This is a genomic window from Winogradskyella rapida, assembly GCF_042675845.1.
In the GTDB taxonomy this organism is placed as follows: domain Bacteria; phylum Bacteroidota; class Bacteroidia; order Flavobacteriales; family Flavobacteriaceae; genus Winogradskyella; species Winogradskyella rapida.
The window spans coordinates 1,511,258-1,526,866 of record NZ_JBHTKM010000063.1; the positions used below are offsets into that span (position 1 = coordinate 1,511,258).

The following is a 15,609-nucleotide window of genomic DNA, read 5'->3' on the forward strand; positions in this document are numbered from 1 at the left end:
AAGTCAACACCTTAAAATATTTATTGAACAATTAATTTGAAGCTTCTATTAGGTTAACTTTTCTTTCAGGACTAAATATATAAATTTTGAATTACCAACTAAATAACGCTTCCACATCCGCTTAGGTTCTTGAGCAAACCTATAAAACCACTCTAAACCGTAATTCTGCATCCAAACGGGAGCACGTTTCACTTTACCGGAAACAACATCGAAGCTTCCTCCTACACCCATAATAAAGTTGACGTTTTTAAGTAAAACCTTGTTATCATATAAAAAGTTTTCTTTAGTTGGAGAACTAATTGCTACGAAAAGCATATTCGCACCACTTTGGGCTATTTCCTTTGCTATATCTTGCTCTTCTTCTTTTTTAAAGTATCCATTTCTATATCCTGCAATAATATCAGGAGAGTACGTTGACGAATATTTATTAACTACAGATTTTACGATTTCTTCTTTAGCACCGAAGAAAAATATTTTATATTTTTTTTTGTGCGCTAATTCCACCAAATTAACCATAAGATCAATACCTGCTACACGCTCTTTTAAAGGCTTTCCAAGGGTTTTAGACGCCCACACAACGGCTTGCCCATCGGCATTAATTAAATCACTCTCATTAACGCTTTGTCGGAGTTGTAAATCTGTTTGCATCGCAACGATCTTCCCAGCATTTACAACGACATGATGAATTTGTTGATCAGCATCAATGGATCTCTCTACCAAATCCAAAGTTTCTACCATGGAGAGGTTATCTACCTCTGTATTTAAAAATTTATGTCTATTCATCATTTAAATTATAAAAGCTTAGCGCATAAAACATCCATCCTTGTGCCCAGCGAATGTAAGGGATTTTAGAAGAAACCAATTTTCGCTTTTGATAAATAAAATATCCTTTTCGAGTTTGCATATTATCTATCGTCCATTGTAAAACGCGATGAACTAGTTCTTTATTTTGGTCAATTTTATGATTTCTAAAAAGTGTTACAACAAGTTGCGCTGGTGCATGAACATCAATAGGATAAGTTTGGTTGTTGTAATATTTTGACATGCCATCTTCAGTAAAGAAAGTATTCAAATAATAATTCATCCCTTTATCTATATGAGAACTAAAGGTGAAATCATCCGAGACGTCTTGATAAATTTTCAGGCACTCCAAATTATAACCTGTGTGAAAGTTATCAATCCATTGATGAAAAGGTAAAGTTCCATAAGCCCATGATCCATCTTCATTTTGTTTCTTACAGACATAAGAGGCTACAGATTTTGCACAAACTAATAAGTTTTCATCCTTGGTGTATTTATAGACTAAACTTAAAAGTTTGGCCCCCAATAAACCTGCGTTATAAACTTGAGTCTTATCTATTGGTGAGTAAGAAAATGTAAAATCTCCTTCATCATTATAAGACCTATTTAAATCGTTCAATACAAATTTAGAGGCACTAATAGCGACATCTAAATAACTATCGTTTTTAGTAATCTCATACGCTTCGATTAATGCATCTGCTATAAACGTTGTTGCAACAACTGTTGGTGTATATTTAGGTTGAAAAAAAGCTCTTGCCTGCCAGTCAAAATTATAGCCCCAACATGCCCCTGAATATCCTTTTGTTTGAAGCTTAATAATTTTTTCAGCTAAAAAAATAATCTTTTCTAAATAAGTCGTATTGGGATCTTTCTTGTATAAATTACAATAACCCATAAGGAAAAGTCCTAATCCTTTTGGATTATAGTCTTTTGTAATTCCAAATATTGGTCTTAAATTTATTGGGTTTCGTTTAAACAATTGAATCCATGCCAATCTAAAAAAACGAGATTTCCCAAGTGGTGTTTTTTGAATCACCCAACTATTTAATCCATCATAAGGATCCCAACCTTTAAATGTTTCCTTCTCACAATATTTTCTAAGATTTTCAAAACTAGTTTTTGTATCCAAAATTTTAATAAATCAATTTGGCACAAAAATATTAAATATTACCTTCAATTAGCATGTGTTCAACATAAATAAATAATAGACTATAAGATATTTAGATTGTCTCTTATTAGACCTGTTATTGATTTAAAATTCCTCGCTCTTTATATCATTATCAACACAGGCGTTTATACAAATAGCAATTTATGCTTAATTGAGACTAGGACCGTTGTACTAGTTCTGTTTTATGAGATAGACGATTTTGATTATTATTAAATTTTAAACAGAAATAGATTCACAAAACCAAAAGTAACATAGAATATTACCCGTTGACTTCAGATTTTAAGATTAAAAACTTTCCATTAGAATTCATAATCAACTTTTTAACTGTCACAATTTTTATCTTAGTTGACAGATGTAATCGACTTTGAAAATGCTCTATGAGTTTCTTTTCTACCGTATCGTTATAACTGTCATTCGGAATTATTAGCACCTCTAATTCTCCTTTTATTTTCTGATAATACTGAAGTCCTTCAATATGCGTATACAACTCGTTGTGTAAGTTTAAGGCTGTTGGAGAAACAAAGGTACCGTCTTTATTAAAAATTTTCATTTCTCGCCATCTCCCTTCTATAGCATTCAAAATAGATCCGCTATTAACGTTGTATTGATAATAGGAAGAAAAGTCACCTGTTTTATAACGTATTAAGGGCTGTCCGTAATTATCTAAAGTTGTAGTAACTATTTCTCCAATTATACCAACTTCTGTAATAACATTACTGTTGTTATCAACCAGTTCTAAATAACCATAATCATTTAACACTTTATATCTACCTTCTCCTTTAAAGTCCACAGCTAAGCCAAGTTTTTCGCTATGGCCGTAAACCGAAATAACAGGTAGATTAAGTTTATCTTTTAATAAAGCCTTTTGGTGCGGTAAAAATATTTCTGAACTCAGAAAAATTCCTTTAATGAAGTTTAAATTCCACCCTCGTTTATTAGCTATAACAGCAAAATGATATGCCGATGAAGGGTAGCATTGTAGGTAATTAATCTTGTATTGTATAAGTGTGTTGTATATAATTTCAAAATAGTCTTCTGTATTTCGAAATCCATCAAAAACTAACTCTTTAGTAATCGGGTTTATTTTATAGTCTATATTCTCGTCTAATTTAGTGTTTCTGATAACACCTCTTAGTTGATTTTTATAGCCTTTTGTAGCCCATATCTTATGAAAAAAGGCATATTCCTTTTTAAATCTATCTTTTTTGAGATAAAATCGGCTTGGTTTACCAGAGGTACCACCTGTTGTTACAATTTCATATTCTTTTCTATCAAAATTTTTGGATAATAAATCTTGTTTATCCTCAAACAAGTTATCTCTAGTTAAAAACGCTATTTTATTTTCAAAATCGGCTCTACTCTCAATGTTGAAATTGGAATATTTCTTAGCATAGTAGGGTACATTTTTAATCGTGTAATTAACGATACTAAAGAGTTTTTTATCGTTGATTTTGGAATCAAAATTGATTTCATCGTAATAACGCCTATAAGATTTACCAAATAAGAATCTATTCCCTGGAATGATTTTATATACTAAAAAAGCAAACAATGGATATTTATCCAGCTGCGTGTTTATTTTTTTTACAAAATTTATAATTGAATTCATTTGTATTCACTTTTTAATCTATTATTACTACAAGCACAGATAAAACTAATCAATAAACTAAAGAGTATAATTCCTCTTTGTCTAACCAAAATAGACTCTGTAATCATAAAAATCACAAACGCAGCTACAATTATAATAGACAGTGTATTTTTAGATTTTATGGCATAAAACAAGGGATATACTAAAGTTGCTATTAAAAAAATAAGCCCTAATATTCCATAATAAATGGTTTGCTCTAAATATTGATTATGAGCGTTATATTTATACCTAAAACCAGACTCAAAACCAACAATATCGTATTCGTTTATTAGTAATTCTTCGCCTCGTTCTCTTCCGCTCCCAACCCATAAGTTTCCTTTTTGAATAGATTGAACTACGGCTTCCCAATGAAGCCATCTGGTACTTAAACTAGGGGCTTTAAAATCGGTAGTAGAGCTTTGTGTATTTCTTTTTTGAAAATTTGGAGATAGCATAAGTCCTACCACTGAAATAGTAACGATTGCTATTGACACTATTTTTTTACTAATTGAAAATGATGGAAACAATTCAAAGAATAAAAATAGTACTGAGCCTACTAAAAGAACCAATAAACTAATTCTAGCACTTACAATATATAAAGATAGTATTAGAAAGAGGCTACAGCCGTAATTAACCCAACGATTATTACTCTTGTAAATAAAAATATCTCTAACAAAATAGAATATAGCAATGACTATAAAAAGTGCCATATAGGTGGTGTGCATTTCTAACACTTTAGAAAAATCAGTGTAATAAAAATAGGTACCTAAATCAAATATTTTAAATAACAATGCTTTTAATAAACCAATACATAGGCTTAATACCACACCAAAGCTAAAAACTTTTAATACATAATTAAACAGCTTCTTTTCATTAAATGAAGTTAAAATGATTGTAGGTAAAATTAAAAAAGGTAGGTTTTTTGTTATCAGTTTAGAATCGAAATTATCTATAAAAAATGAGTTAAATATACCCAACCAAAATGGAGAAGAAATCAGTATAATTGGAATACAATTCCTTTTAAATTTATCGAACCAACAGGTCCAATCATTGTATAAAATCCAGGAGATAACAAACAAAATTAAGCTTAAAGAGTTTAAACTATACTTTGGCAATGGCACAGTAATTACAAATAAAAACAAAGACCAATAAAAAAACGGTGCAATTTTTTCCTTCATTTAAGCGCATTAGTTAAGTTTAATGTAAGGATGTCTTGACCTACCGAATTTAAATGTATTCCGTCTGCCATAAATATATTAGTATTAATAGGTGCTAATGCTTCCAAATCAATAATCTCTACATTATCATGTTTATCAAAATCTTTATATACTGACGTAATATTTTGATACGATTTTTCAAAACTAGACACTTTGTAATGTGGAGGCGAAACTAAAATAATTTTTGATTTACGCTGCAACAGCTTATCTATTATTAAGCTTAAATTCTTGTTTGTTTGCTTCACTTTTTCTTCATGCGCACCTAAAAATAATATATAGGTTTCAGATTGTGGTACTTGATTAATTTGATTTAATAACCTTTCACTATTATTTAAGAGGCTTACTGAGTGTTTATAACCAAAGACATCCGTGTTATTACCAACAAATTTTACGTCTTCCAACTTTTGACTTATAGCTCTTCGAAGATATTTTAAATCTAACCATATTAATTGGGAATCTCCAATCATACACACCGTATGATTCCCTTTTTGGTTCAATTCTAAATTAACAATCGAAAAATCAGAGGCATTTGTTTGCTGACTAGGCTTGGTATTGATCCAATATACTCCTTTAAATTCTATAGTATCAGATTCCTTTGATATACTAACACACCTAAAATAATAGTCATCGTTTATTGCGTATGAACTAAAAGGACTTAAGTTTTCATTTCCTATAGTATTATTATCAATAAGCCTCAAATAATCATAGGATACAGAATCTAACTTCACATTCGTAAAGCGTTCTATTGTTTTAATCTCACCCCAATTATAATTTAATTGAAAGAACTTATTCTTTGCCTTATATTGAAAATCTATCGCTAGATAAATTAAAAGGGATAGAATTGTCAGAAAAACAATTTTATTAGATGGAAGGTTCTTCACTCTGATATTTAATTATTTTTGCAGGAATACCTGCAACTATAGCATTATCTGGAATATCATTGATCACAACAGCATTTGCTCCAATAGTAACATTATTACCAATTGTTATAGGTCCTAAAACCTTTGCTCCGGTCGCAATATATACATTGTCTCCTATCTTAGGTACTTCGTAATGATTAGACTTTCCGCCAATGGTTACATTGGTACCAATTGTGCAGTGACGACCAATTGAAACTCTTTTATGTAAAACAACCCCTATTCCACCGTATCCAAATCTTGTACCTTCTTTTATTTCACACTGATAAGGAATACTAGAATTATAAAGTAAAAAACATAGAAGTTTAATTAATTTAGGCACTATTGGAATATGCCATTTGTATAACTGATGACTAAGTTTATATAAATAATAAGCGTTTAGCATTATTTAAGAGTATGGATTATATAGTTTTGATTTAATTAATAACGTTCTTATAAATTGAGTAAGCAAAATATAGTTATACTTTAACGTAAAAGAAAAATTACCGTAAGTGTCAAAAGTAGGGTAATACTTAGAAGCTTTTTTGTTTTTTGTGTAAAATTGTAAGTATTGCTTATTTGAAAATCCTTTAAAAGGGTTCTTTTCTAGCATCTCATCAATATTCAACTCCTTATCATAGCTCACTTTATTTTCATCTTGATGCATCTTAACTCTATGAACTCTTATATTTTCTTTATTTTCAAATTGAATTATATAGCCAAGATTAGTTAGTGGGTTATTGTAATTTAACTTTTTACCTAAATAAACCGTTTCAGGTATCGCGAAATTTCCTATGGAATAAAAAATATATTTGCCCTTATATTTTTCTACATCTTGAACAATATGAGGATGATGAGCAATAACGCTATCGACTCCTAAATCAATAAATTTCTTAAATAATTCTCTATCGGCTGGTACAGGATAAGGACTTAACTCTAAACCGCAATGCGATATGACTATTAATGTTGTATTAGGATTTTTCTCTCTATATCGTTTTACTTTTGCAAGACTATCTTTATCAATAGAATTTACTCCTTTATTACTAACGGGCAAGGTTAGTTTACTATTAAAGGCAAATACGCAGTAATTCTGATTATCATCTGTGTTTTTATATTCTATATAAGGATTTTTATCTGTTCCGAAATAAGGTTTATTATCATTCTCAAGAATGTCTATAGTAGCGTTTAACCCCCTCTTAAAATCATTTATATGATTGTTTGCTAAAATTAATGAAACATCATAGTCTTTAAAACGATCTAGGGCATCATTATTTGAATACAAATTATATTTATGAGGGTTTATTGGTCTAAGAACTTTATCATCCAAAATAGGCCCCTCTAAATTCAATATTAATTTGTCATGTGGTTTTATTAAGCTTTTGAGTAAGGGGAATTCAAGATCGCCATTCGGATTAACAAAATCACCTAAAAAAAACAAACTCATAAATTTCGATTTATATAATTAAAGAAATTATTAGATACCACACCATTAGAATAATTATCAATAATTCTATTCTTAGCCTTTTCAGATAGAATTAGCCATTGATTATTTGTTATAACTTGTGTAATTGCCTTAGTATAATCCTCTTCTGAGGCTTCCTTACTAAGAACAATACCACAATCATCTACTATTGTTTTATTAAAACCGTTGTCAGACACAACAGGTACAAGACCATAGGCCATAGCCTCCGTTAACGCGTTAGATTGACCTTCTCCCGGGTGCAGCGATGGAAATATAAAAAAATGAGAGTGCTCTAATAAGCTATTTATTTCGCTTTTGCTCTTTGGTGGTAGAATAATTAAATTCTCCTTAGCATAACATTCTACATCTTGTTTTAAATCTAAACTATTAAAACCTCCTATTACTATTAGTTTAATATTAAAACGTTGTTGTAATAACTCAAAGGTTTTTAGAATTGTATAAATTCCTTTAGTTTCAGTTATTCTTCCAAAATAGATTATCTGAATTGGTTCAGTACCTATTAAAGTTCTCTTAGCTGGCAGTATGTGATCATCTTTAACATAATTAGGGTAATATAAAATATCTTTATTTTGACTTAAATCTTCAATAATAAAATTTTTATAAATCAATCCCTCAACGGCAATATGCTTAGATAAGGAGAGAAGCTTTCTAATAAAAAACCTATAAAACCTTGTGTTTTTATTGTAATAATCTATAAAAGAACCTGCTCTGATATCTGTTAAAATATCTTTATTAGACATTTTGAAGACCAGCACCAAAAAAAACTCGATATAAATAAAATACTTATACAGAGGGGTTATATGCACTAATGTAGCCTTAGATGAGTTAAAAAGAGAATGATAAACACATTTAAAAAAATATAAGAACCATTTTAAAAGATATAAAACAATTTGAACAGGATTCTTGGCATATAAAATTGGGTAGTGAATAGCTAAAACTTCGATATTCTGTTTTTTATACTCTTCAATATTTCTCTTATTTGCTGTAGCATACCCGCCTACAAGATCTCGCTTATGGCTTGGTATTATCCCTAAATAAATCACCTTCGTGTACTTCATTCTTCTAATAAGGTTTTTTGCTTGTTATACAATATTGGATAAACAAATAATATGGTCATTGTTAGCATGACTAAGTTATTTAAAGAAAAAGAAAATAAACTATCAAAAAATAACATCCCATAGACAATACATAACATCTCGAGTTTATCATATCTCATCCTTCTATACATCAAAGGGATTAAAAGGACGAAAAGATAGGATAGTCCACCTAATATTCCCATTTCTACAAACAAGTGAGGATAGTATGTATCCGTTGTCGCTAGAAGCGTAGTATCATACCAGTTAAAATCTATTTCGTCATAATATGGCGAATTATATTTGGTTGATGCCGGCCCACCAAAAACTCCAATACCTTCTCCCAACAAATTAAAATCTTTAAATTCATTGAACATAGCTCTATAAGATTCCGATCTCGCAGAATTACCTTCTGTAACGTAAAGTCGTAATCTTATTTCAATAGATTTCTCTATAGAATCACGTATTTCACTCCCTACAAGAAAATAAAGACATATCGCTACAGGTGGTAGTATTAGTAAATACTTTAGCTTTTTATAATACTTAATAACCAACGTTATTAAAAAGAAGCCTATAGTTTTAAACGATGTACTAATAAACACACCTAGTGAAAAGATTATTAAGCATAGTTTTCTATACCTACCAAAATAATAGTAATAGGTAAGCCAAAACGCCATAAAATTCAAAATTCCAAATGCTCCAAAAAAGATCACCAGTCCTGTAGCCCTAAGTACACCAAAAGTTTTGGCTGGCCAATAGATTGTTTTATTTTGACTTTCTATAAAATACCTTATATAAAACCATTGCCGTTGTGGATCAATATAATAGTAATAATAATTATTTAATTGGGCTAAAAAATTAAGGAGGGTAAATATGATAATAAATCCAACAAAAAGATTAAGCTTATGTTTGTTGTAATACCCATATAACAGTACTGCTATTGGAAAAAAATACCTAATACCATCTTCTAATGCTGCCTTATAATTAAAAGATTTAGTAAAAGCAATTACAAAGAAAAAGATAAAAACCAATAGTGCAAAAACCAGCTTACTTGGTATTTTTATTTTTAACCAAATCGGAAAAATTAACATCAAACAGGTTAATACCTTTATTGGTGAAGATAAAAACGGATAAATGTAAGACACAATTTCACCTACAAAGACCATAATAAGAGGTATCAGTAAAGTGAAATCATTAAAATATTTTAATTTTAATTTCATCTAATTATAAATCAAATCCTGTTATTTATTCTCACCAACAATATAAACCTAAGAATTAAACTCATTAAGCTTGAAAGAGCGATTCCTATCAAGCCAAATTCATAGTATAAGAAATAACTTAGAATAACATTAGCAATTAAGGCAGAAAGGTTAATGGTTAAATTCTGTGAAAATAACTTTTTAATTAGGACTACTGCCCCGTATGAAACTGAAATAGCTTGGATAAATTTAGCTGCGATAATTATTAAAAACACATATAGTACGGAGCTATAATTCTCAAAGTAATAATGTGTTAAAAAAAGAAACACCATAACCAAAATCAAAGTCATACTAGCCACTAAATACAAAATTTTATTTCTAAGTACTTTAAAATAGTCTATTTGCTTCTTTAGCTTTTCAATATCAACCTGAACTAAAGTTAAAGGAATAATGATAAGTGCATTGGCTATATTTAATGAAAAACTATAATTCGCAATTTCAATATCTGCAGTATTTGATAATAATTTGATGATCAATATATCTGTATACAAAAACATCATATTAGCAAAATTACTCACAACAATAGTTAACGAGCTAATAATGAGTTTTTTAAAAATAAACCAATACCGTTTTAAAGTATGAAAAATGATATTATTCTTATAAATATAAAAGATGGTATAGCAGAATAACAGAGGTAATAACAAGTAACTTACATATACAAATGCAAAATCGGGTTCTTTAGAATATAGAATAGTTATAAGTACAATGCTATAAAACAATAATGAAATTACAGCCTTATAAATGGAAGCATAGTTACTCCCTTTATGCGTTAATATAAAGGGAGCTATAATACCATTATTAAAAAAAATGGAATGAAAATATATGGGTATTAATAAAAATAAGTAATTAAAAAGATTAAGAAATGGCGCTGTCGCTATAGATAAACCCGTAATAAACAATAAGGATATAAATGTGAAGTATACCTTACTCTCATTACTTTTAGGATAACTTAATATTAATGTAGGTAATCCAAAAGTTAGAATAGCCGCACCAAGTTCAATTATTTTTTTATAGAACTCTAAGCTCCCATAATTTTCTTTTGTAAGATATAATGGAGCTATTAGAAGTATCAAGTATTCTAAACCTCTACTAAATAATATTGAACTACCATAAAAAAAATATTTTTTCAAAATTCTTACTTTCTAACCCCACAAAAATCTAATATCACCTTATCCGAGGATATTTCTAAGGTCTTAAACTCATCATGGGCTACCAAAAAAGCAAAAATATCAGCTTTATCTACAGCTTCTTGATAAGGGGTAATTTTAAACACCTTATGGTCATTTATGTTTGGTTCTACAATATAGTAGGCTTCATTGTTTGAGTTTTGCAATACTTTTTGTGCAATATATTTTGCAGGAGACTCTCTTAAATCATCAATATTAGGTTTAAATGCTAGTCCCATTAAAGCAATACTAGGTTTACGTCCATGTTTTAACTCAAACTCTAATTTTGCAGTTTGAACTTTTTCTGCACACCAAAAAGATTTGTAATTATTGATCTCACGGGCTTTACCTATAATTTTAGACTCCATAGGATAATCAGATACGATAAAATAAGGGTCTACCGCGATACAATGACCACCAACTCCACAACCAGGTTGTAATATATTAACCCGAGGGTGTTTATTAGCTAATTCTATGAGTTCCCAAACGTTAATATTTGCTTTGTCACAAATTAAAGATAACTCGTTAGCAAAAGCAATCTGAACATCTCTGGATGAATTTTCCACTAATTTACACATCTCTGCAGTACGTGCATTAGTTTTATGTAAGGCCCCTTGAATAAATTGCTGATAAAATGCAACCGCTTTTTCAGTTGATTTTTCATTTACACCACCAATAACGCGATCGTTGTGCACCAATTCATACATTACGTTTCCTGGCAAAACGCGCTCCGGACAGTAGGCAATATTAATTTTATCTTCTAGCTCTGGGCGCTCAGTATAAATCAATTCCATCATCTTTTCAGTTGTACCGATTGGAGATGTTGATTCTATGATATAAAGATCATTTTCTTTTAGTAAAGGTAATACTGCTTTTGTTGCCGCTTCAACAAAAGAGATATCAGGCTCATTTTTAGCTTTAAAAGGCGTAGGTACAACAATTAAATAGGTGTTTGCTTGCACCGGTGTTGTAGCCGCTTTTAAATAACCTTCTTTAACAGCTTCTGCTACTGCTGTATCTAATTCTGGCTCTACGATATGTATTTTTCCTTGATTTATTGTTTCAACAACACTAGGATTGATATCTACACCATGTACATAGGTCTTGTTTTGAGCAATTAAGGCCGCTGTTGGCAACCCTATATACCCTAATCCAATCATTACAACTTCAGGTTTATTCATGTGATTTATTTAATATAAAATCGACGATACGTTGACAAGCTTTTCCATCTCCATAAGGGTTGTGAAGCTTACTCATTGTATCATAGTTTTTTTTATTGCTTAAAAGTCTTTCTGTTTCACTTATTATTTTATCCGCATTAGTGCCTACTAGTAATACCGTACCGGCCTCAACAGCTTCAGGTCGTTCTGTTGTATTTCTCATGACCAAAACTGGTTTACCTAGACTTGGAGCTTCTTCCTGCACACCACCGCTATCCGTAATAATTATATGAGATTTATTCATCAACCACACAAAAGCTGGATAAGACAGAGGGTTTACTAATTTTATATTATCTTGATTACTCAATAATTCATAAACTGGCTTTTGAACATTTGGATTTAAATGAACAGGGTATATGATTTGAACATCTTCATGATTTTGAGCTATCTGTTTTAAGGCTAAACAAATATTAATAAAGCCTTCTCCATGATTCTCTCGTCTATGGCCTGTTACTAATATTAGTCGCTTTGATGCATCTACAACACTCTTTAAATCCTCTATTTCTTGGTCTGAATACTCCTCAGAATTTACAATAGCTGAACTATAATCTAGAGCGTCTATTACCGTATTACCAGTTACTAAAATATTAGATTCTTGTATGTTTTCATTCAACAAATTTTGCTTAGATGTTAAAGTTGGTGCAAAATGATAATCTGAAATACGACCTGTAATACTTCTATTGATCTCTTCTGGAAATGGAGAACGCTTATTAAACGTTCTTAAACCGGCCTCCACGTGGCAAATTTTAGCTCCAGAATAAAATGCTGCAATACTAGCAGACATCGTCGTTGTTGTGTCGCCATGCACGTACACATAATCTGGATTAAAATCTTCTAAAACTGGTTTAAGTTCCGTAATAATATCGGAAGTTAAGGTATAAAGGTTTTGATTTGGCTTCATTAAATCCAAATCATAATCTGGAATTATATTATAAAAATCTAAAACTTGATCTAACATCTCTCTGTGCTGAGCAGTAATGCAAACTTTAGTTTCAAACTTATCTGAATTTTCTAAGAATAATTTCACTAATGGGGCCATTTTTATAGCCTCAGGACGTGTTCCGAATATAATAAGGTTTTTCTTTTTCATTTAAGAATAATATTCTCTTTTTAGTCTAATTACAAGGTATTAAACTTTGCAAAAGCAAAAATACTATTATAAATGGTTTCAGCAATTAATTACTTCAAATACAGTTAATATCTTCCCAGATACAATAACCCTTTAAAATTTCTTTAAACTTTAGGACCAACTGAAAATTGTTTTATATAAAGCTTAGCTCTAATGAAGCCCTTCATAACGAGTGCTCCAAATACACAGAACATAATGACTCTATTCTGATAACAAAAAAAATAGCTTAAGTAGTTAAAATAGGTACCAATTTATAGTTGGTTTAAGATAACGAATAGCTATTTTAATGCCTCTCTCTTAATGTTATTCCTCTAAATTAGAATAGGCTATTAGTAAACTTTTTTCCCAAGCAGGAATCTTTATGTTTAAAGTTTTTTCAATTTTAGACGTATTTAAAACACTGTACATAGGGCGTTTTGCTGGTGTAGGATAATCTGAAGTTTCTATTTTATTAAGTTTAATCTGGCTCTGCGCTATCTTAAAGATTTCATTCGCAAAATCATACCAACTCACTTCGCCTTGATTGCTATAATGGTAGGTACCAAAATTGGTGTCATTCTGTTCTATAATTTGTAAAACGACTTCTGCTAAATCCTTGGCATAGGTTGGGCTTCCTATTTGATCACCAACCACCCCAATTTCATCACGCTGGCTAGCCAATCTTAGCATTGTTTTCAGAAAATTATTTTTGTATTCTGAATACAACCAAGAGGTTCTTATAATAAAATGTTGTTCTAAAGTCTTAGCGATAGCCTTTTCTCCATCTAATTTGGTTTTGCCATAAACGCCTAATGGATTGGTAGAGGCGCTTTCTAAATAAGGGCTATGCGCTTCCCCATCAAAAACAAAGTCTGTAGAAATATGGATTAAAGTCACTCCGAATTTCTCACAAGCTTCAGCAATATTCTGGGCGCCTAAATGATTCACCTTATTGGCTAATTCAACAGCTTCTTCGGCTTTATCTACGGCCGTATAAGCCGCACAGTTAATACAGTAATCAAAAGCTTGTGTGTTAAATACAGCTTCAATATGGTCTTTATTTGTAATGTCTAATTCTGAAGAATTTTTAAAAACAAATTGAAGATTTTGATGCTTAGAGGCTAGATCTTGAAAGCAATGCCCCAATTGACCATCTTTAGCAGTAACAAGTATGTTTATCATAGTTTAGCATCTTTTAATTTAGGTAAAATGATGTCTTTGTCTGAAAGAATAAAATCGGTACTTGGCAATTGCCAATCGATATTTAAGTCGTCATCATTATAAATTATACCTGCTTCTGATGCTTTGTTGTAATAATTATCGCATTTATAACTAAAAATGGTTTCATCTTCTAATACAATAAAACCATGTGCAAAACCTCTAGGTACAAAAAGCTGCGTTTTATTGGCTTCCGTTAATTCTACAGCTACATATTGTCCAAAGGTTTTAGAACCCTCTCTAACATCTACGGCAACGTCTAAAACAGCGCCTTTTACTACACGAACAAGTTTAGCTTGGGCATGTGCACCCAATTGATAATGTAAACCTCTTAAAACACCTTTAGAAGATTTAGATTCATTATCTTGAACAAAATTGACCTCTAAGCCTAATAATGAATTAAAGGTCTGTTGATTAAAGCTTTCAATAAAATAACCTCTTTTATCTGTAAAAATATTAGGTTGCAAAATATAGCAACCTTCTAATTTTGTTTCTTTAAATGTCATGCTTTTTATTTCGGTAATAAACTTAATAAATGCTTCCCATATCCGCTTTTAATTAAAGGCTCTACAAGAGCTTTAAACTGCTCTTCATCGATATATCCCATTTTAAAAGCCACTTCTTCAATAGCACCAATTTTTAAACCTTGACGCTCTTCAATGACTTGAACAAATTGAGAAGCTTGCATTAAAGATTTAAACGTCCCAGTATCTAACCAAGCCGTGCCTTTGTCTAAAACACTCACCTTTAATTTCCCTGCACTTAAATACGCTTTATTAACATCTGTAATTTCTAATTCTCCTCGATGACTAGGGGTAATATTTTTAGCAATTTCTACTACAGAATTATCATAAAAATAAATCCCTGGTACGGCGTAATTAGACTTCGGCTGTTCAGGCTTTTCTTCAATAGAAACAGCCTTACCTGATGCATCAAATTCTACAACACCATAACGTTCAGGGTCATGCACATGATAGGCATACACAATTCCGCCGTCAGGATCGTTATTTTCTTGCAATAACTCAGCTAATCCAGTGCCATAGAAAATGTTATCTCCTAAAATTAAAGCCACTTTATCATCGCCAATAAATTCTTCACCAATAATAAAGGCTTGGGCCAAACCATTAGGTTCTTCTTGTACGGCATACTGAAAATCACAACCAAACTGTTTTCCGTCACCTAATAATTTCTGAAATAAAGGTAAATCTTGAGGTGTAGATATAATTAAAATTTCCTTAATCCCTGACCACATTAACGTCGATAAAGGATAGTAAATCATAGGTTTATCGTAAACCGGCATTAATTGTTTACTAACAGCTAAGGTTAAAGGGTGTAATCTTGTTCCGGATCCCCCTGCCAATATTATTCCTTTCATC

General features: G+C 30.7%; 15 protein-coding genes. All 15 read right to left on the bottom strand.

The window, feature by feature from the left end; translation table 11 throughout:
- Nucleotides 1–48 precede the first annotated feature (48 nt).
- On the bottom strand, nt 49–786 hold the full coding sequence (locus ACFQ13_RS13815; RefSeq protein WP_386118316.1) for a WecB/TagA/CpsF family glycosyltransferase: 738 nt from the start codon (nt 784–786) through the stop codon (nt 49–51).
- Nucleotides 776–1,930, bottom strand: coding sequence for a delta-aminolevulinic acid dehydratase (locus ACFQ13_RS13820; protein WP_386118319.1), 1,155 nt, complete (start codon nt 1,928–1,930; stop codon nt 776–778). The genes ACFQ13_RS13815 and ACFQ13_RS13820 overlap by 11 nt, the downstream gene beginning before the upstream one ends.
- Nucleotides 1,931–2,228: 298 nt before the next feature.
- Nucleotides 2,229–3,575 (bottom strand): hypothetical protein, encoded by a 1,347-nt coding sequence (locus ACFQ13_RS13825; protein WP_386118322.1) that lies wholly within the window; start codon nt 3,573–3,575, stop codon nt 2,229–2,231.
- Nucleotides 3,572–4,771: an O-antigen ligase family protein gene (locus ACFQ13_RS13830; protein ID WP_386118324.1), complete on the bottom strand. Its 1,200-nt coding sequence runs from the start codon at nt 4,769–4,771 to the stop codon at nt 3,572–3,574. Before ACFQ13_RS13830 ends, ACFQ13_RS13825 begins: the two co-directional genes overlap by 4 nt.
- Nucleotides 4,768–5,691: a hypothetical protein gene (locus ACFQ13_RS13835; protein ID WP_386118326.1), complete on the bottom strand. Its 924-nt coding sequence runs from the start codon at nt 5,689–5,691 to the stop codon at nt 4,768–4,770. The genes ACFQ13_RS13830 and ACFQ13_RS13835 overlap by 4 nt, the downstream gene beginning before the upstream one ends.
- Entirely contained in the window at nt 5,672–6,112 is a 441-nt protein-coding gene (locus ACFQ13_RS13840) for a serine O-acetyltransferase (protein ID WP_386118329.1), read from the bottom strand. Before ACFQ13_RS13840 ends, ACFQ13_RS13835 begins: the two co-directional genes overlap by 20 nt.
- A gap of 3 nt (nt 6,113–6,115) precedes the next feature.
- The gene (locus tag ACFQ13_RS13845) at nt 6,116–7,150 is read right to left on the bottom strand and encodes a CapA family protein (protein WP_386118332.1); all 1,035 of its coding nucleotides are present in this window, start codon (nt 7,148–7,150) and stop codon (nt 6,116–6,118) included.
- Entirely contained in the window at nt 7,147–8,247 is a 1,101-nt protein-coding gene (locus ACFQ13_RS13850) for a glycosyltransferase family 4 protein (RefSeq protein ID WP_386118334.1), read from the bottom strand. Before ACFQ13_RS13850 ends, ACFQ13_RS13845 begins: the two co-directional genes overlap by 4 nt.
- Nucleotides 8,244–9,482 carry a hypothetical protein gene (locus ACFQ13_RS13855; RefSeq protein ID WP_386118336.1) on the bottom strand — a complete coding sequence of 413 codons (1,239 nt, stop codon included), beginning with the start codon at nt 9,480–9,482 and terminating at the stop codon, nt 8,244–8,246. The genes ACFQ13_RS13850 and ACFQ13_RS13855 overlap by 4 nt, the downstream gene beginning before the upstream one ends.
- Before the next feature lie 11 nt (nt 9,483–9,493).
- Nucleotides 9,494–10,651: a hypothetical protein gene (locus tag ACFQ13_RS13860; RefSeq protein WP_386118339.1), complete on the bottom strand. Its 1,158-nt coding sequence runs from the start codon at nt 10,649–10,651 to the stop codon at nt 9,494–9,496.
- Nucleotides 10,652–10,656: 5 nt separating this feature from the next.
- Nucleotides 10,657–11,868 (bottom strand): UDP-N-acetyl-D-mannosamine dehydrogenase, encoded by a 1,212-nt coding sequence (wecC, locus tag ACFQ13_RS13865; protein WP_386118342.1) that lies wholly within the window; start codon nt 11,866–11,868, stop codon nt 10,657–10,659.
- Complete coding sequence (gene wecB, locus ACFQ13_RS13870; protein ID WP_114308084.1) at nt 11,861–12,997, bottom strand: non-hydrolyzing UDP-N-acetylglucosamine 2-epimerase; 1,137 nt, start codon at nt 12,995–12,997, stop codon at nt 11,861–11,863. Before wecB ends, wecC begins: the two co-directional genes overlap by 8 nt.
- Before the next feature lie 342 nt (nt 12,998–13,339).
- Complete coding sequence (gene rfbD, locus ACFQ13_RS13875) at nt 13,340–14,197, bottom strand: dTDP-4-dehydrorhamnose reductase (protein WP_386118344.1); 858 nt, start codon at nt 14,195–14,197, stop codon at nt 13,340–13,342.
- A complete protein-coding gene (gene rfbC / locus ACFQ13_RS13880; RefSeq protein WP_386118347.1) occupies nt 14,194–14,739 on the bottom strand; it encodes a dTDP-4-dehydrorhamnose 3,5-epimerase in 546 nt (181 codons plus the stop codon). The genes rfbD and rfbC overlap by 4 nt, the downstream gene beginning before the upstream one ends.
- Nucleotides 14,740–14,744: 5 nt before the next feature.
- Nucleotides 14,745–15,608: a glucose-1-phosphate thymidylyltransferase RfbA gene (rfbA, locus tag ACFQ13_RS13885; RefSeq protein WP_386118350.1), complete on the bottom strand. Its 864-nt coding sequence runs from the start codon at nt 15,606–15,608 to the stop codon at nt 14,745–14,747.
- Nucleotide 15,609 lies beyond the last annotated feature (1 nt).